At 39.1% G+C, this 19,480-nt stretch carries 12 protein-coding genes; 2 read left to right on the forward strand and 10 right to left on the reverse strand.

The window, feature by feature from the left end; genetic code table 11:
* The 4 genes from IQ259_RS20660 to patD form a co-directional block, all read right to left on the reverse strand.
* Window positions 1–771 (reverse strand): inorganic phosphate transporter (locus IQ259_RS20660; RefSeq protein WP_193887875.1); only part of this gene is annotated, 771 nt, incomplete at its 3' end.
* Between the two features lie 132 nt (window positions 772–903).
* Window positions 904–1,950, reverse strand: a complete 1,047-nt coding sequence (locus IQ259_RS20665) for a zinc-dependent dehydrogenase (RefSeq protein WP_193887876.1) — start codon at window positions 1,948–1,950, stop codon at window positions 904–906.
* A gap of 189 nt (window positions 1,951–2,139) precedes the next feature.
* Window positions 2,140–4,002, reverse strand: coding sequence for a sensor histidine kinase (locus IQ259_RS20670; protein WP_193887877.1), 1,863 nt, complete (start codon window positions 4,000–4,002; stop codon window positions 2,140–2,142).
* Window positions 4,003–4,087: 85 nt separating this feature from the next.
* Window positions 4,088–4,447 carry a heterocyst frequency control protein PatD gene (gene patD / locus IQ259_RS20675; protein ID WP_193887878.1) on the reverse strand — a complete coding sequence of 120 codons (360 nt, stop codon included), beginning with the start codon at window positions 4,445–4,447 and terminating at the stop codon, window positions 4,088–4,090.
* Between the two features lie 277 nt (window positions 4,448–4,724).
* On the opposite strand from patD, the gene IQ259_RS20680 reads away from it, so the two are divergent.
* A complete protein-coding gene (locus IQ259_RS20680; RefSeq protein WP_193887879.1) occupies window positions 4,725–6,998 on the forward strand; it encodes a bifunctional (p)ppGpp synthetase/guanosine-3',5'-bis(diphosphate) 3'-pyrophosphohydrolase in 2,274 nt (757 codons plus the stop codon).
* Window positions 6,999–7,092: 94 nt separating this feature from the next.
* Here the strand turns inward: IQ259_RS20680 and IQ259_RS20685 are convergent, their stop codons facing one another.
* From IQ259_RS20685 to IQ259_RS20710, 4 genes are all read right to left on the reverse strand, one after another.
* Window positions 7,093–8,148 carry a hemolysin family protein gene (locus tag IQ259_RS20685; protein ID WP_193887880.1) on the reverse strand — a complete coding sequence of 352 codons (1,056 nt, stop codon included), beginning with the start codon at window positions 8,146–8,148 and terminating at the stop codon, window positions 7,093–7,095.
* A gap of 133 nt (window positions 8,149–8,281) precedes the next feature.
* Window positions 8,282–10,411 carry a tetratricopeptide repeat protein gene (locus IQ259_RS20690; protein WP_228014666.1) on the reverse strand — a complete coding sequence of 710 codons (2,130 nt, stop codon included), beginning with the start codon at window positions 10,409–10,411 and terminating at the stop codon, window positions 8,282–8,284.
* Between the two features lie 143 nt (window positions 10,412–10,554).
* Window positions 10,555–14,505 carry a methyltransferase domain-containing protein gene (locus IQ259_RS27280; RefSeq protein WP_228014667.1) on the reverse strand — a complete coding sequence of 1,317 codons (3,951 nt, stop codon included), beginning with the start codon at window positions 14,503–14,505 and terminating at the stop codon, window positions 10,555–10,557.
* A gap of 82 nt (window positions 14,506–14,587) precedes the next feature.
* Window positions 14,588–14,983, reverse strand: coding sequence for a tetratricopeptide repeat protein (locus tag IQ259_RS20710; RefSeq protein WP_193887881.1), 396 nt, complete (start codon window positions 14,981–14,983; stop codon window positions 14,588–14,590).
* Window positions 14,984–15,813: 830 nt separating this feature from the next.
* Between IQ259_RS20710 and IQ259_RS20715 the strand changes: the two genes are divergently transcribed.
* Window positions 15,814–16,032, forward strand: coding sequence for a DUF4327 family protein (locus tag IQ259_RS20715; RefSeq protein WP_193887882.1), 219 nt, complete (start codon window positions 15,814–15,816; stop codon window positions 16,030–16,032).
* Between the two features lie 44 nt (window positions 16,033–16,076).
* Here the strand turns inward: IQ259_RS20715 and IQ259_RS20720 are convergent, their stop codons facing one another.
* Both IQ259_RS20720 and IQ259_RS20725 read right to left on the reverse strand, forming a co-directional pair.
* Window positions 16,077–17,327, reverse strand: a complete 1,251-nt coding sequence (locus tag IQ259_RS20720) for an FHA domain-containing serine/threonine-protein kinase (RefSeq protein WP_193887883.1) — start codon at window positions 17,325–17,327, stop codon at window positions 16,077–16,079.
* Window positions 17,328–17,416: 89 nt separating this feature from the next.
* Window positions 17,417–19,420, reverse strand: coding sequence for a serine/threonine phosphatase (locus IQ259_RS20725; protein ID WP_193887884.1), 2,004 nt, complete (start codon window positions 19,418–19,420; stop codon window positions 17,417–17,419).
* Window positions 19,421–19,480: the final 60 nt, after the last annotated feature.

A 19,480-nucleotide genomic window follows, 5' to 3' on the forward strand; every position in this document is an offset into this window, starting at 1 on the left:
GGGCAAGGGGACAGGGGGAAATTTCTCTCTCTTCTGTTCTCTGCTTTCCTCTACTTCTAGTTGTCGCCAACTGATTAGAGTGAGTCCGACTGCTGCTAATGCACCTGTAAATAAGGGAATATCGTATGCAGGTATATTGAACCCAACTTGCTCAATCACAAAATTGGTTAAAGGTTGCGTTAGAGAAGGTAGGACAATCACTCCAAACACACCCAACAAAATTGCACTCAACCAAGGAATCCACTCTTTTAACTGGGTGATTTGATTTGGTTGGTCTAAAATCCAGCGCTTGATTTGACTGTAGAACAAGGCAGCAATTGTACCACTAATTAGCGGTGTTACAATCCAACCAATAGTGATCAAGCCAATAGATGACCATTCAATTGCACCTATCCCTATCGCTACAGCACTAAATCCGGCGATCGCTCCAACTACTGCATGAGAAGAAGATACAGGTAAACCTCTAGCTGTGGCAATTTGCAACCATACACCACAGGATATTAACACTGTCATCATTCCCGTAACTAACAGTTGGGGTGTGGCCGCAAATAAGCTAGGATTGGCGACTTTCGTAGCCAGAGTTTCTGAGACTTCATGCCCAAATAGTACAGCGCCAGTAAACTCTAAAACTCCAGCAATCATAATTGCTTGCTTGAGAGTCACAGCCTTAGAACCTACTGAGGTTCCCATCGCATTGGCAACATCGTTGGCACCAAGATTACAGGCGACATAAAAGGCTAGGATGGCAACTATAACTAATGTCATGGGCATTGATTCTTTAGGTAGATGGGGGTTGGAAATTAACGACTAGAGAGTAGGCAACAAAATTTCATACTTCATACTTCATACTTCAGTTAACCATCGGCTATAAGTATTTTCTACGAGTTACCTACTTTGCCCGGATCAAGGATAGATTAATATTTTGTATGTATCAGAAGAAGGTGCGATCGCCTGTTCTACAGCTACTGATAAATCTTTGAGTGGGTAGCGGTCGCTAATCAAGGCTGGCACATCAATCCGGCGATTAAATACAATATCAGCCGAAAGTGCCTGAAGACGATAGGAAGAACTGTAACTACCCATCAAGTCAATTTCCCGACGATAAAGAATATTTGGATTGATAGGAATTTCTAATTCATCGGGAAACTCAGCGAAGAACAGTATTTTCCCACCTTTGCGTGTGCAGTCTAGGGCTTGGAAGAAAGCTTTTTCACTTGGTACAGCCAGCAATGTCACATCCACACCCAGTCCATGAGTGAGAGCTTGAATTTTTGCAGGTAAATCGGGATCACGGGCATCAAAAGCCGCTTCTGCACCCACATTCAAGGCTTTTTCAATTCTAGAGGGCAGTAAGTCAGTGGCGATCGCTTTTGCCCCAAAATACTTCACCAACATGACAAACATTAACCCAATTGGCCCCGCTCCCGTAATCAACACAGTCTGTCCCGGAGCAATTTGGGCTTTTTTAACTGCTTTGAGACAGCAATTAGTCGGTTCCACAAAACTCGCTTCTTCAAAACTGATATCGTCGGGGATGGGAATTAAACCCCCATTCTGCACAATATGTCCTGGTACTTTGACATACTCCGCGAAACCGCCGCCACTGGCGTTAAAACCGGCTGTGGTAGAGATGTTTTTATAGACATTGCACATTGAGAAATTTTCATTTAAACAGTAGGCGCAACGCATACACGGAATATGGTGCATCACAGCTACCCGTTGTCCCACCTGCCAATTTTTCACCTCAGAACCGACTGCGGCTATTTTTCCAGCGGTTTCATGACCAAATATGCGCGGTGGCTCATACAGGGGATAACGAATTTTTTTAATATCTGATTGACACAATCCTACTACTTGCACCTGTACCAGCACCTCATCTGCTTCTAGGGTTGGTACTGGGATTTCTTCATAAGACAGTTGATTTACGCCTCTAAATACTTGTGCTTTCACGTTGTTTTTCACTGCTCAACAATCTTAGATTTAGCATTAGCGGTCAACATTGAATTATAAATTTTCGGATTTATAGCAGGTGACAGGTAACAGGAGATAGGTGACAGGGTTGAAATCCCTTTGAAGTAAGAGGTTTGTGATTTAGTAACCAAGGGAAGGGTCGCTCTCCGCGTCTTCTTGGTCATCCTATTACTCTATTAGCGCTGTTTGAGTTTTAGAATTTTGGCTGATAGGAATTTGGATAACAAACTCTGCACCTTGCCCAGGAGTTGATAAACACTCTAATTTACCACCATGTTTTTCGGTAATAATTTGATAGCTGATAGACATCCCCATGCCTGTACCTTTACCAATTGGCTTTGTTGTGAAAAAGGGATGAAAAATTTGTTTTTGAACTGCTTCTGGAATACCAGATCCATTATCAGCGATCGCAATTTCTATCCACTGAGAATTCACCACTGAGGTACGAATTATAATTTGTGGTCTATGACATGTTAAATATTCAACTTTTGACTGTTGACTCGTGATAATTGACTCTTCTATCGCATCAATTCCATTAGCCAAAATATTCATTAATACTTGGTTTATTTGTCCAGGATAGCATTCTACTAAAGGCAAATTATCGTAGTCTTTGATGACTGCGATCGCTGGACGTTCTGGTTGCTCTTTGAGGCGATGTTGTAAAATTAATAAAGTGCTGTCAATGCCTTCATGAATATCTACTGCTTTAAATCCGGCTTCATCTGTGCGCGAGAAATTCCGCAACGATAACACAATCTGGCGAATTCGGTCTGTGCCAACTTTCATCGAATCAAGCATCTTCGGCAAATCTGCTTGCATAAATTCCAGGTCAATTTCCTCTGCTTCATCTGCTATCTCTGGTATTGGTTCAGGATAATATTTTTGGTATAATTTCACAAAATTTAGCAGATTTTCGGCATATTCTTGGACATAACTGAGATTGCCGTGGATAAAATTTACTGGATTATTAATTTCGTGTGCTACCCCTGCGATCATCTGCCCTAAAGCTGACATTTTTTCGCTCTGCACCATTTGAAATTGGGTACGTTGCAGTTCCTCTAAAATATTTTCTAGGTGGCTATTTTTTTCATTGAGTTCTTCAGTTCTTTGTTCTACCTTCTGCTCCAGAGTTTCGCTGTAAGCTGCCAGTTGTTGGTTAGTAGTTTGTTGCTGTTGTAATAGTTGTTGAACCGCAGCAATCAATTGATTAAAAGATTTGGCCAGAATACCAATTTCATCATCGCGCTCAATGGGGACTTGTAACTCAAAATTAGACTCTTCTGTTGAGCGGCGAGCTACATTAGTTAATATTTGAATGGGATTGGCGATCGCTCTAGTCGTTAAAGTTGTTAGTACAATTGAAATAACTACCGAAAATGTAATACTATTAATCACTATATCCTGAGCAATATTGCTCGATTGCTGAAATAACTCCTTTGCTTTACGGGCTTCTTTATATGATTGCTTAATTATTTCCACTAAATCGTCAGAAATACCATCATATTTGAGAGCTAGTTCGCTATTAGTAAAGAGCAGTAACATTTTTTGCCCTTGCTCAATATCTTTTGGTACAGCCAAATTTAAAGACTGAATTCGCTGCATCTGGCGTTCTAGTTCTTGAAAATACTGTTGTGGTACGTCAGTGTAAGTTTGTACAAAGCCAGGAATTTCTTTGTTGTGTACTTCCTTTAATTGTTGAGGCTGATTTTTGAGGAATTCCTGCAATTCAGCCCAAGAAAGCTCTATTTGAACTTTATGATGCAACAAATGGGTATATTCTTCTTGAGACTTTTGGGGGTGTTGCATTAAAGGAATTAACTGTTGCTGGTGAGTGCGTGCTTGGAGAATGCTAGTTTGCAAGCGATGCAGCAATTCCACTTCGTTACGTGTGTGGTCTTCTCTTACTGAGGCTTGCCGATAGTGATAACGACCAATACCAAAACCTGCAACTGTTCCAGAAACAGCGATCCCCAAGGCAATAGCATATCCCAAACTAATCCTCTGCCCAACGCCTAGCCTGATTTTTAGCATAGAATCTTCACAATCTCAAAGGATGACTGTTAATTACAGGATTCCCTTGATCCCTACTTATCTAACAGCCAAGCTTCACAAACCTCTAATCTTCCGACGTTCTTGGTGTTTCTTGTTGCAGTATGGCGTGGCAATATTGAAGTAGAGTAGTGAGGCGATCGCTAATGGTCTGAAGTCTTGCTTGTACCGTTGCAGCTTGCCGTGCGCCTTGAAAAAACGTGATATCGATTTCCAATAAGCGCAGTTGTTTGCTAATTTCCGTCCGATAAGACTGCTCTTTTGAGTCTTCAGCCTCTAAAGGCACAATCTCCCGTTGAAATAACTGCTGCACATCAGCAATACTCTGTCGCAGTTGGGCTTTGTCAAGTTGCACAGCCATGACATCAGAATGTAATTGCACCAATAAATTTGCCAGTGCTTGATATTTATCACAATTTAAAGACATCGAGTGCCATTTAAGATAGTATTAATGACAAGAAATTTTCTTCTACAGTATATCTTCTTGAACTATTATCACTATCACAAGCCTCAAATCCCCCTTTGAGGCTTCGTTAGCTATCTATGGTTTTTCAAGCTCATGCTTCTTGAAACCCAAAATAGATGACTACCACAGGCAATTTAGTCATCATCCTCAAACTGCATCTACCACCCCACAAGGGCTACAGCATTATTGCCAGTTGGTGCTGTAAATCTTATCCATACTATCCCCGATCACCTCTTGTATGAGCGGCACAGCTATTAGTACTTCAATTGACGTTACACTTCCAGAATGGCTGAACAAATGTTTACGAGAGTCATCACCTAGAAGTGGCGAAGCAGAAGATGAGCGAAGGCATAACGATGCTGCATTAATTTGTCGAGCATTTACATTTGCCTATCAACTTCATCACGGACAATTTCGCAAATCTGGAGAACCATACATCTATCACCCCGTTGCCGTAGCTGGTTTGCTGCGCGACTTGGGGGGTAGTTCTGCTATGATAGCAGCTGGATTTCTTCATGATGTAGTTGAAGATACAGATGTCACAATTGAAGAAATAGAAGAGCTATTTGGCTCAGAAGTGCGGCTGTTAGTCGAAGGTGTCACTAAGCTTTCTAAAATTAATTTCAAAAGTAAAACCGAAGGCCAAGCCGAAAATTTTCGGCGGATGTTTTTGGCAATGGCTCAAGATATTAGAGTCATTGTAGTCAAGTTGGCAGATCGTTTGCATAATATGCGAACTCTGCAATACATGTCAGAAGAAAGCCGCCGCCGCAGCGCCCAAGAAACACGAGATATCTTTGCACCTTTAGCCAACCGTTTAGGTATTTGGCATATTAAGTGGGAATTGGAGGATTTAGCATTTAAACATCTAGAACCTGAAGCTTTTCGAGAAATTCAGCAACATGTTTCTGAAAAACGGACGGCGCGGGAAGAAAAATTAGCCAAAGCCACAGAACTTTTAAGAGAACGTTTACAGCAAGCGGGAATTCACTGCACAGATATTAGCGGTCGTCCCAAACATCTTTATAGCATTTATCAGAAAATGCAGCGGCAGCAAAAGGAATTTCATGAAATTTATGATTTAGCAGCGCTGCGAATTATTGTTCAAACTAATGAAGAATGCTACCGAGCCTTAGCTGTCGTTCATGATGCTTTTCGCCCCATTCCTGGTAGATTTAAGGATTATATTGGATTACCCAAGCCTAACCGTTACCAATCTTTGCACACTGGGGTAATTGGTTTAAGTGGTCGTCCTTTAGAAATCCAAATTCGCACATTGGAAATGCACCATATCGCTGAATATGGGATTGCAGCCCATTGGAAGTATAAAGAAACAGGTGGCTCGAATAGTCCGTTGACGGGAGCAGATGAGAAGTTTACTTGGTTAAGGCAGCTATTAGAATGGCAAAGTGACCTCAAAGATGCACAAGAATATTTAGATAGTGTCAAAGATAACTTATTTGAAGATGATGTTTATGTCTTCACTCCCAAGGGGGATGTGGTTTCCTTAAATCCTGGTTCTACCAGCATAGATTTTGCCTATCGCATTCATACAGAAGTTGGCAACCATTGTGCTGGTGCTAGGGTAAATGGGCGAATAGTACCTTTGTCAACACGGCTACAAAATGGCGATATTGTCGAAATTCTCACTCAGAAGAATAGCCATCCTAGTTTAGACTGGTTGAATTTTGCCAGAACTTCAACGGCAAAATATCGGATTAAGCAATGGTACAAGCGATCGCGCCGCGAAGAAAACGTCACCCGTGGACGAGACTTGTTAGAAAAAGAACTCGGTAAAACAGGCTTTGATAATCTGCTGAAATCAGACGCAATGCAAACTGTCGCTGAAAAGTGCAACTATCACAGCGTAGAGGATTTACTCGCAGGTTTAGGCTACGGTGAAATTACCTTGAACTTGGTACTCAATCGCTGGCGCGAAGTCGTGAAGGCACAGCAACCCGCGACGATGGTTATACCCCCATTTTTACCAAAAGAATCAGCCGCAGCGGCAAAAGCTTTACGGGATGTACCTCACAGTAGCTCCCGTGCCAGCGATTCGCCAATTTTGGGTGTAGAAGGGTTAGTGTATCATTTGGCTGGGTGTTGTACACCTATCCCTGGAGAATCAATTATTGGGGTAGTGACAAGAGGCAGGGGAATTTCCATCCATCGCCAAGGGTGTCATAATCTGGAGAATGTCGAAGGCGATCGCTTAGTACCAGTAAAATGGAACTCAACAGTAGAAACTAGCTCTCGTCCCTACACTTACCCAGTCAATGTTCAAATTGAAGCTCTTGACCGTGTAGGCGTATTAAAAGATATATTATCTCGTTTAAGCGACCAAGGTATAAATGTCCGTCATGCACAAGTTAAAACAGCTATTGGACAACCAGCATTGATGGATTTAGGAATAGATATACGCGATCGGCCTCAGTTAGAGCAAGTTTTTACTCAAATTAAGAAAATGAGCGATATCATCAATATTCGTCGTGTTGGTCAAGCTGAGGAGTAATTAGGTTACTGGAAAGTCAAAAGCTAAAAGCTAAAAAATATCGTTAGCATTTTAACTTTTGAATTTTAATTCATACCCAATACCCAACAATTGATCAACTTTTGAAAGAAGGATTGCTAATACTGATAGACTGCAACATTTTTTCTCGCCTTTTGCGTGCTATTTCTTGCAAGTCAACACTTCTATCAGTTTCGTCTACAATCTCACCAGTAATGACTTCCAGCACATCTTCTAAGGTAATTACACCAGCAACACTACCATATTCATCTACCACTACTGCTAGGTGTTCGCGGGCTTCGATAAAATTTTTCAGGAGTTTATCTGCCTGAATTGCTTCTGGTACAAAGCTAACTTTTCGAGCCAAAGTAGCAATTTTTTGGTGTTTTTTGTCTTCCAGCATCGCTGTTAGTAGTTCATGCTTTAAGGCAAATCCCATAACTTGATCAATAGACTCATCAATCACAATAATTCGAGTATGTTGGGAAGCGATAATATCTGTTTTCCCTTCAGCTACAGTTAGATGACCGCGGATGTATGTCAGCATAATTCTAGGGGTCATGAGGTCAGATGCTGTCACATCATTTAATTTAAAGACCCGCTGAATCATCTCTGCTTCATCACTTTCAATAATTCCTTCTTGTTGTCCGATATTTGCCAACAACTTGATTTCAGCCTCATTAGTGGTTGGTCTTTTTTTGCCTTTAGAAAAGGGTGCGGTGACAGTTTCTAGCATCCAAACTAGGGGTGTAAAGACCAAAGAAAGTCCAGTCACAGGTAAAGCTCCCAGCATAGCCAGCTGTTCACAATAGCGCTCTCCGATTGTTTTGGGAATAATTTCACCAAAAATGATAATTAAAAAGGTCAATATTGCCGAAAATACACCCAGCCACTGAGAACCTAATGCTTGCTCTGCAACATTACCTGTCACAATACTGCCGATAATATTGAAAGTATTGTTGAGGATGACAATAGTCGCAATTGGTCGATTCATATTTTCTCGAATCGCCAACAGTGCAACCGCCGCAGGAGTTTTTGATTGTGCTAGTTGTTTGACTCTCAGTACAGAAACAGAAAATAGCGCCGTTTCTATACTCGAACAAAGCGCCGATCCCAGAAGTACCACAAATACGGTAGTTACAAGCTGTAACATATTGTTTCCCAACGATGGGAATATATAGCCTCCAAATAAAGTTCTATCTTTAAATTATCTTAAGATATCAATCTAGGTGATACCTTGCTGAAAGTAGACTTTGGTCAAGCTTGTAAAATAATGAATTAATTTTCTACTGACAATATTCTTCAATAACTTGTTTGTAGAAAGCTTCTAAACCTGCAACACAGGTTTGATCATCAAATAGTAAATGATGACGCTGACTCATTTGTTCGGCGATGTTGCTGCGCCAAGTTGGATTTAGTCCTAATTTGACGGCAATATCAATATATTCTGTTGGATTTTCCGCGATGGTATCTATCACTCCCAGCATTTTGAGAAAGCTGTCAGAGTGACGACCACGCATAAATTCTCCCGGAGAGGTGACAATAGGGAGATTACAGGCGATCGCTTCTAAGGTAGTATTACCACCAGACCATGTAAAAGTATCCAAATAAACATCTGAAAGTAAGTTAATCATCAGATAATCTAGCCGTTCAGGGATACTCAAGAAAACACAGTAATCTTCACTATTCAAATCAACAGCAGCAAACGCATCTTTGAGACGTTGCTGAAGTAAAGTTCCGCGCAAAAAGACAAATTTAGCATGGGGAACACGACGAGCAATTTCCGCAAAAATAAAATCATATTGTGGTAGATATTTAAATGGTGCTTGGCAACATAAATAAATCACCGCATCATCAGCAAGTTGAAAATCCGAGCGAGTTTTGATGATGGGGGGAATATAAGGTTTGGGGTAAGATACACCAATATTAGGTAAGCGAATTAGTTTTTCAGCATAATGTTCTTGAGCATTTTCTGGTTCCATTAACTCGCTAGATAAAAAATAATCAATTGTTGGTAAGCCAGTTGTTACTGGATGTCCCCAAGCTACACACTGTACAGGCGCAAGCCGCAGTCCGGCTACTTGCATAGTTTGGGGATCCATCCCAATTTCTGGAAAGACTAAAATATGTAAATTATCAGCAATTATTTGCTCACAAACGCCAGGTAAATTATAAGGAATATGGTGGAAAACATCGCTGTATTCTTGAAATTTTTGTGTCACTGGATCTGGATCATTGCCAGTATAGTAACAGTAAATTTCAAAATGTTCATGATTACAGTAACGTAGCCAGCCAGTTAACCATAATGTGCCGCTATAGGAATGTAAAAAATGGGAAACATAACCAATACGAATTCTTTGCTGTGGCTGGAGATTTGGCATGGATAAAGGCACAACCCATTGAGGATAGTTAGCCGCCATAATTCCATGCACTAATTGTCCATATTGGCTTTGTAAATCCCGATCATTTTGTGCTTGATAAGATAGATAAAAATTTGTCAGCCGACCTATACCAGCTAAAGCATTACTTTTTTCTTCTGGAGTATGAAGGCTTGTTTGTGCAATTAAATCTTTTAATCCTTGGATATAGCGCTGGCGATAAAAATATATTTCATCTTCAGTATTATAAATACTGGGAACTGTTAAATATTTCAGAATTTTAAAAGTATAATCATCAGGCATTAAATTGCAAGCTTTTTCAGCACTAGCAATTGCTTCTTTTATGCAACCATTACGACGCAAATCAATAATTAGTGAAAAATGTAAGCTGCCTTCTGTTGGGTATAATGCGATCGCCTGATCTAAAGTTTGATAATATTCATCTGTTAAGTTAGAATTTCTGTAACAATGAATTAAGTTCCAATAAATTTCTAAATTATCTACTTGCAAATCTAGCAGTTTTTTGTATTGTGCGATCGCAGCTTGCCATTGTTTTCTTTGAAATAGCTTATTACCCAAACCCAAAATTAACTGAGATAATTCTATTTCGCTAAATTCTTCTATTGTATAAGCTGGGAGATTATCAGCTTGCGAATAAACTAAAACTTCCTGATTTTCTTGGGTTAAAATAATTCGTGCATGGATTTCAGACGTAAATAATTCCCACTCACAGACATCTAAATTTTCTAATAAAGAAATTTCACATCCCATACTGCTATCAGAATCATCTGTCATCAGCAGATTCATAACCACACCAGATAACACTAAATTAGCAATATCTTTAGAAATATTATTACTATCGATAAATAATATAATTAGATTATTATAAGGAAGATTATTTACTATCTTAATTACTCTTTCTAAATCTAAACCAAGAGACTCTTCTGACTGTGACCAATCAGGAAAGATAATCACATTGATATTGCTTGCATTCACAGTACATAAATCAGGCCTTAAATCTTCTGCTTCAATCATCATATTAATTCGTAATTCATAATTAAGTCCTTTTAGTAGAGTGCGTTAAACAAAGCGTAACGCACTAATACATACGGTGCGTTACGGCTAATTATCATTAGCTTGAACTCTCAAATCCTTGCATAGCCGTAACACACTCTACTTAATTAACTAACAGTTTGCAAAACACAGAGTTGATTAGTAAAGCTTTCGATGTCACAAGCTGGTATTGATTTTAAAGAAACTTGTGTCAACATTATTTTATCTTCATTTTTTAAAATAATTCTGCTGTTGATGCGTGGTAATAAAGCTTGCCACTGAATATCTGCTAAACTACCAACCAAAGAAATTTCTAAACCTTCACTCACATCCAAATCTTCTTCCATCAACAGATTCATCATAATACCAGAAAGTAATAGTTCTACATCCTCAGTAGTGGTGTTACTTATATTGATTAATAAAGTAGTTTTTTGGCTATCAGGATAAGTTGCGATCGCTTTAATTACTGATTCTAATTCTAAACCAACTAACTCTTCTGATTGCGTCCAATCAGGGAAAACAATTACATTAGTTTCTTTGAGATTTAAAAACAACAGACTAGCATTAATCAAAGCAGAACTGACTATATCAGCCATTTTCGACCAAGAAAACTTTTGCGCCTGTGCTAAACCCGCGTTAATTAATGATGTCCGAATTCCCGGTTTCTGCACATCACATAAAGCATTTGCCATCGCATCTACATCATCATTCACATATATTGCTGCCTCACCTGCTACTTCTGGAATTGAAGCATTAGGACAAGTAATTACCGGACAAGCACAAGCCATTGCTTCAACGACAGGCATTCCAAAACCTTCATACTTAGAAGGATAAACTAATGCCACTGTACCAGAATAAGCTATTGCTAACTCTTCATCACTAAGTTGCAACATATAAACGGTACTACCTGATGTACAATCTCTAAATTCATCTGCTAATATCCCACCACTTCCAGTACAAATAACATCAAATCCGTGACTACTAGTTATCTGCGAAAATGCTTGAAAAAATAAAATACTATTCTTATAACCATTCCCAGCACCAACTAAAATAAAGTAAGGTTTTGTAATACCATACTTCGCTTTAAACGCATTAATATCTTCAGATGTTGCTGGTGAAAAAGTATTTTGAACTCCACAATGAGCTACAGTTACAGATTCTACAGATATTTCAGGAAAACATCTAGCCAGGTCATGCGCTGTATGTTGAGAAATAGCAATATAAGCAGAAGCATTTTGAATTGCTAAACGCTTCTCTTGCCACATAGGATTATTGATAACATCCCATCCCATCACCTCTGGAATCATGTCGTAAGCCATGAAAACAGAAGGTGTTGTTGTTGGGGTTGTGTAATAAGAAGAGATAAATAAATCTGCGCCTTCATCATCACAGATTTGTTGAAGCATCTGTTTATCAGCTTCGGTATCATTATAGTCGTAGGCAGGAATATTTAGATATCTGATTCCATATATTTTAGGTGCAGTACCACCACGATCTAGTACAATGATATGCTTTGCAAATCCATTATTCGCCCATTCTTCTAACAACGACTTCCAGACACGCGCAATCCCAGTTTGGTAGAGTTGAAAGAATACACCATCTACTACTATTGTTGGATTTTTTGTACTATACTTAAGGTTTTCATCAGTCTTTATAAAACTATTATGATTACGATTAATGAGTGAAATAACTGCTTTTGAGTAATCATTCTGAAGTAGAGACTGTTTATTGAATGGTTCTATAGGAGAATGACACAGAGTATTAAATAACTCTGGGGGTAAAGTTTTTTCAGTGAGTAGATGCAAAGATGAACCATCTGAGTACAGGTTTAAATTATACTTGTCTGCAATTTTTGATAACGTCTTAATGGTATATATAGAAATATGCTGCCCATCATGCGGTGAATAGTACCACCACTCATTAGGTTTAGGATTATTTTGAGGTAAAATTTCCGTACTAAATAAAATATTTTTGGAGATTTTTAAAATATTTTCAATTTCTTCAATTGGATTGGTAAAATGCTCAAACACCTCAAAAGCAGTTACTAATTCGTAAGTAGCATTCTTGGCTTCATCAAATTCAAAACTTTTAGCAAACAGGTTAGTACAAAATTTATCATCCCAATAAAAATCAAATCCAAAATCTCTCATCATTCTCACGAATAGACCGTAGCCACCGCCATAGTCTAGAAACTTAGCTTCATGATCAAAGATATTGAATATGATGTGAGCCGCTCTTCGTGATAAGTTATTGTTACGGAAAACTAAACCAATATCCGTACGAGCTATGGCATCTGAATAAGCTTCATCTAACCAATAAGGTTCTTCTGTTTGCACAAATCCACAATTAGAACATTGAAAATAATCCACTTCATACTGACTAAGTACAATACTTTTAGCAAAGATGTGTGCATCAGATTCGCACACTTTGCATCTCATAGGTATGGCATCAATTAAGCTTTGAACCTCAGGCAATATCTCATTATAATCCCATCTTTGTTTTTGGATATTTTTTAAGCTTGGTAAGTAAAAATGTGGCATTCCATCTTGTGGCACAAGTTCACCATATTTATGGACTTTTTGTTTTCGTTTTGATTCACTGTTAAGTAATAAATCTAGATGATATATACTCAAATTATGTAAAGCTCTAGCTTGAGCATTAAATCCTTTAGGGACTGCATGGATGCGACCTTCATAGATAACATTTTCAGAATACCTAAATAGACGACCCTGAAAATCAGGATAGTGGGGAGAACTAGAAATATAATGTTTTATGCTAAATGGAGTGATCCATTTTCTTGGTATCCAAAAATTATCTGTTTCCTTGATAGAGTTTGTTTTGATAAATTCCAAGAAATTTAAAGTATTTTTGTCAATAAATTCATCTGCATCAAGAACAAATACCCAATCAGAAGTTACATTAGATAAAGATATATTTCTTTGTAGCGCAAAATCTCCTTGCCATTTTGAATGTATAAGTTTTGCTCCATAACGTAAAGCGATTTCGCATGTAGAGTCAGTACTACCACCATCAACAATTATTAATTCATCATAAACATTTTGAAGAGATTCTAGAGCAATAGCTAATGTTTTTTCAACATTCTGCACAATCATACAAACAGAAATACTAGCAGCTAAAGAATCATTTTTTTCCTGAGGTACTGCTAATACTTTTTCTGTTTTTACTTGAATGTTTTTATCGTCTATATGAAGTTGAGCAGAGGATTTATCAGTATTTAAACATACTTTAGTTGGGTGTTCTGATTCTTGTTGTTTCTGAGTATTACAATTATTAAGCTGAATGTCTCTAACTTTTTTAGAATAAATATTTACTTGGTTGGCTTCTGTAATACGACTACTAGATGTGTTTCCAGAACTTATGGGGTTAGATGTTCCTGTAATTGCTAAAATAGTATTAGCTTTACTTAAATATAATGCTGGATGTATTACGTTAAGTGACGAATATTTATGATTTTGTACTTTTTTTTCTATTACAGGATATTTGTACAGGCAGTCTTCTTTTATAAAAATAACTATATTTTGAGCATACCAAAATTCTACTTTATTGTTATCCCATATTTTATTTCTTAAGCAATCAACTACTATATATCCTTGATTATTGAAGTGTTGTAACCAATAGGTTAACCACTGCTCATTCAAATGACCTATGCCTCCTTGAAAAGGGATGGCTGCGGAGAATAATATAACTTCTCCAAGTCTCGTTAATGAATTGACAAAGGTTTCTGCAAGTTCTGGTGGCAAGTGTTCAGCAACTTCTAAAGAAACAACCAAATCGAACTTTTTATTTATTGTTATTGGCTCTTTTAAATCCCACGCTAAAAATTCTTCTTTCGGGATTAGTAGTTGTGTTTGATCCACATAAGAGCCATCTATACCTAAACAATTTTTGATACCAAATTCTTTAAAAACAGATAGCCATGTTCCTGTGCCACACCCTACATCAATAACGCTTTTAGGCTGAATTAGAGCTAAAACTAAAGGCAAAATTTCTCGCGCAGAACTCTGTGAACCTTGTTGCTTTTCTTGGTAAAAATCTTTTGTGTATAGATTAAATTCCATATTACTCCTTAGTGTTCCTGGTAATTCTTGTAATTAGTGCCTTTAAGTAAGGTTTTAAATTAAGTCTGAATAATCGAATTATTTATTCTTTGCTTGTATCTTGTTGCTTCTTTATCTGCTCTAATACAACCTTATAATCTTGTCTTTCAGGATGCAGTTTGACTAACTTTTCTATCAGCGCGATCGCACCTTTGGTATCCTTTAGTTGCACTCTAGCCATTGCTAGTTTTTCTAAAGCAACTTGATTTTCCGGTTCTCGTTGCAAAACTAACTCATAACCCCGTGCTTGTTGCTGTAAACTGGACTCAATAGATACATTTGTTGTTTGGGGCTTCTGGGGTGTTTGTTGTACTCCAGCAATCACACCAAATATCGTAGAACCTACGAAAGAACCTAAGCCTACTATCGTTAAAATCTGTTTCTTCCGCTCAATTTTCTTTTGACGGGAAATAAAATAATCATCCCCAGAACTAGACATATACTTATGGTTGCTGTAAGAAATACTGATATATCAGCAAGCCTCCAGTTATGAGAGTACCCAGCACCCTAGGTAAACTATCATCTAGTTTGTAAAGTTTTCATAATCATTAAGTACTATACCCAAACTATTTAACAAATTTATGCTTTGGCTTCGCTTTGATTAGAGGCAGGGGGCAGGGGGAAAGGTACAAACCTTGCCCACAAGGGGCAAAAGCCCCCTTGCTCCTTTTCTCCCTTGGTTGTTCGCGTAGCGTCCCGTAGGGAAGCCCCACCCCTTGTGGGTGGTTTTTCTCCCCTGCTAAGAGCTCCCTGCTCCCCTGCTTTTTTCACATTAGGGCTAACTACCTGACTGCTTAATCTCCATGAAAAGATTAATATTTAATAAATTTTTGTAATAAAAATATCTACTCTCACATGTTTGCGATAATGTATATAACGTTTAAATATATGCGGTAAATCTGCTTCATCGCGTCTTAAAAACCTCAAACCAGCCCAAAATAGTTGTTTTTTCAACAACTACCCACATACTGATGGCTGAGGCACATAAAATTTTCCAATTTTTACTTGTGTTATTAGTGCAACTTTCAAACTAACTGATTTTTTTGTCGGCATACACGATCGCTGCTTGGTAAAATTTTCAGTTTTGTGGTGGTAATTACCGTACAAAACCGAATTTACCCGAAAATAAGTAGAGTTTGTTATGGTATAGTTAGAAAGTTAAGACTAGCTTTACCAATTCCAACGCTCTACGCACCGATAACAATTGCAAAGCGGAAAGCAGTTTTGATTAAGCATTTACCCAAACGAAATCTGAATTCAATCTAGGTTATGACTCAGCAAGTAATTCACCCAATGGTGAAATTGCAGCGTAACGTGCAATCACTCGTAGAATCCAATATTATCAAGCCAACTGATAGCATTTGGAAAATTGCCTTACTCTACGGCAATGACTGGCAGCACTGGAAACAGGAACTGTTAGACTTTGGCTTCAGTATGCAAGATCCAATCAGTGAACTGTTAGCAGTAGAAGCTTGGGACGAAGAGTAAAGTATGAAGTATGAAATTTTATACTTCATCCTTCCTCATACCTTCTAAGTTTTGCAAGCGGCTAATGCTGCGGCTAGTTCTGTAGCCGTTTGATAGCGATCGCGTGGCAATGGCTCTGTGACACATTCGATCACATCTTTTAATTGGGGTGTAATCGTCGGGGAGTTTGCCACATCAAAGCGGAAATTTCGTCCTTTTTGGCGGAAAAACTTAAAAGGGTTTTCCCCTGTTAGCAGAAAAATTAGCGTCGGCCCAATGGCATATAAATCTGATTGAATCAGAGGTTGTCCCCTTTCTTGTTCAGGGGCGCAGTAACCTTCTGCACCAATTCGAGTGCCTGGTGTCGTGCCAATTTCTTTAACAGCACCAAAATCTAGCACCACTATCTGATTATTAGCATTCCGCACCATTAAGTTAGCAGGTTTAATATCACGATGAATTAATGGTGGTTCTTGGCTATGCAAATAATCTAAAATGTCGCAGGTTTGAATCATCCAGGCGATCGCTTGGCTTGGCGTTACTGGCCCGGTCGTCTGGACTCTTTTTTCCAAATCTTGCCCATGAACTAATTCCATAGCCAAGTACTTTTTTCCACCTTCCACAAAAAAGTCGTAATACTTGGGAATTCCTGGATAGTTTAGGGATTTAAGCGTATAGGCTTCCCGTTCAAATAATTCTTGGGCTTTGGCAATTTTAGCCATATCAGCGTTCATTTGCTTTAAAACCAAAAGTTGAGGATTGCCAGTCATCCAACCTTTTGTATCCCAAGCTAAATAAGTAGTACCCATACCTCCCTGTCCTAGAGTTCGCAACACTTGATACTGGCGAATTGTCTGTTGCACTGACAGAGGTTGACCACAATGGATGCAAAACAGATTTCTGGGAGAGTTACCTTCGTGGGTGCAAGTGTAAGCTGCTCTTGCAGGGTCATGATTGGAATATAATGATTTTTCTTCCTCTGCACTAATTTCTGGCAATACTTCCTGAATTTGAAATTGCAGTGTGGGGCCGCCCTGTGCCAGCTGTAGGAGAGCATTATTAGGCAGCGGACTTTGAATTACTAAAACGCCATTAAGGAAAGTGCCATTTGTGCCTTGACTATACACCTGCCAAGATTCATCATTCTTGGCACCACTGCTTTGCCTGAGTTCTAAATGATGTCGGGAAACCAAACTATCGGATAAAACCACATGATTGTCCGCCGCTCGACCTATCCGAATCACGGCGGAGTTATCAAAACACCACTGTTTCAGCGGTGTTTTTTGTTGCGGTTCTAACAGTGTCAGAATAACCACAATAAAACCTGGATAATGTAAAAAAAGAAACTAGGATTAATCAGTAAAAAATTAAAAGTAACAAGGTAAAAGGTTTTTTCTTTTTACTTTTAATTTTCCATATTTGGGCGCACTTTTGCCCGAACTAGTATTGCAGTGATGTTGTCATGGCCATTTTCTTGGTTCGCCAAATCAATTAATTCGGTGACACCCCGCTCCAGGTTAGCACCAGAACTTAGCAGAGGAAATAAATGAGTTTTCCAATGGGTTTCTAGTAAATCATTATCAGATAGACCATCAGAGGCTAAGATCAGCAGGCAATCTTCATTAATGTCAAAAAATTCAACATCAGGATCAATGGCGGTTTCGTCACGAGGCCCCAAAGCTTGAGTTAATTGATAAGCATCTGGACGAGCATAGGCAATACTGGCTTCCACTCCGCGGGTAATTTCCCTTTGACCAACTTCATGGTCTACGGTGATTTGTTCCAGTCCCCGTTTGCGAGTTAAGCGGTAGAGGCGGCTATCTCCCACATGAGCCACGGCGGCTTGGGTATCTTGAATTAGCAGGATCACCAAGGTAGTACCCATGCGCCCAATTCCAGAACGGGCATCTTGTTGATTTAGTTGATAAATTGCTTGATTAGCTAAATAAACTGCCTCGCGCATACTTTCTTCAGTTGGGCGCTGGTCTTTAGTCCAATGTTCTTGGAAGTATTGCCGCACAGTGTTAACTGCCAATTCACTAGCTATTTCACCGCCAGCATGACCACCCATACCATCGCAGAGAATATACAAACCACGGGCTTGTAGGACTCGGTTTTTGGGTAATTCTAGCTTATCAACTTTAGTTTCAATCCCAAAGTAATCTTCGTTGTGCTGACGTTGACGGCCTACGTCTGTACGTCCTATATCCTCTAAACTGCTTAACTGCATTGACAGAACAATTGTGGGTAGGTCATCGGTTTTAGCAGAACTATCTTCTTCTAGTTCATTTTCTAACTGTATGGTGGTGGGTGCAGTGGGATTTTGGTTTGCCGTTGGGGAAAAACTTGGAATATGGGATGCTTCTAGTTCTGTGGCGATCGCCTCCAATCGCGATCGCAACTGTGCGATCGTTTGAATTTTTCCTAGTTCCAAATCGTCTAAAATCTGCAATACAGCCCCAAACTGTGTGCGTTGCGACTGCCTAAATAATTCCTGCCAAACATCACCCAATACTTTCACAGTCAAAGGCTGTTTTACTATAGCGGATGTTTCCTCTTCTGTTTCGGCATCTGCATCTAACTCAATGGCTGTCTCACTATTCAACGGTTCCACATACAATCTTTCTAAAGCTAGTGTTTGGTCTTCATCCAATCGCAGATTTGACAATTCCAGCAGACTTTGGCGACATTTCACTGGTTCCAACACTGACCAAAGTTGGGTCATTTGATAAAACCAATGTAAAATTTGTAATGAACTTGTCGTTTCCTCTTTCCACTGGTCAAGTAACCGCGGCCAATCGGAACGGTATTCAATGAGTACAACCTGAGTGTTGCTCTCCTGCCAAGCATCATGGATTACTGGTATTCCTGGCTGACCTTGTGATTGTAATTCCAAATAAGCTTTAGCCAATTGAGTAATCCCAACTTCTTTGCCTGATAAAGGTAATAATCCCTGATTTTGATTTTCTAATATTGCCTCTATAGGTGATATTTGATACGGATGGCAATCTAAAACTCGTACACAAACCTCTGTCTGGGTAGTGTTTTCTTCTGTAATTGGTAGTGGTTCTAACAATTGATAGCGCTGCTCTTGATCTATGTAAGAACCTACTTTGAAAACAGGTCTAGCAGAAAGCGGTGGAGCAAATTCAGTGGAGAGAGGTAACGTTGGTAAATCGTCCTGATCCTCTTGCCAACTGCCTAATTCCCAGTTCCCGCTTCCTTCCTTAGTAATAATTGCCCACCAAACTTTCCCACATTCTGCACCACAGTTATAACAACGTTGGGCGTTCAATGGTACATCAGTACCACATTCATGACAAACATGATGAGTTAGAGATGTACCACAGTTTTGACAAAATTTGTTCGCATTGGGGTTTTCAAATTCACACTGAGGGCAAATCAGCATAGTGGAAGTTCCTTTATTCCCGTTCCAAGGTGCTTCTAGCCACTAATATCCCAAGTGCCA

Source organism: Fortiea sp. LEGE XX443, from assembly GCF_015206815.1.
Lineage (GTDB): Bacteria > Cyanobacteriota > Cyanobacteriia > Cyanobacteriales > Nostocaceae > Nostoc_B.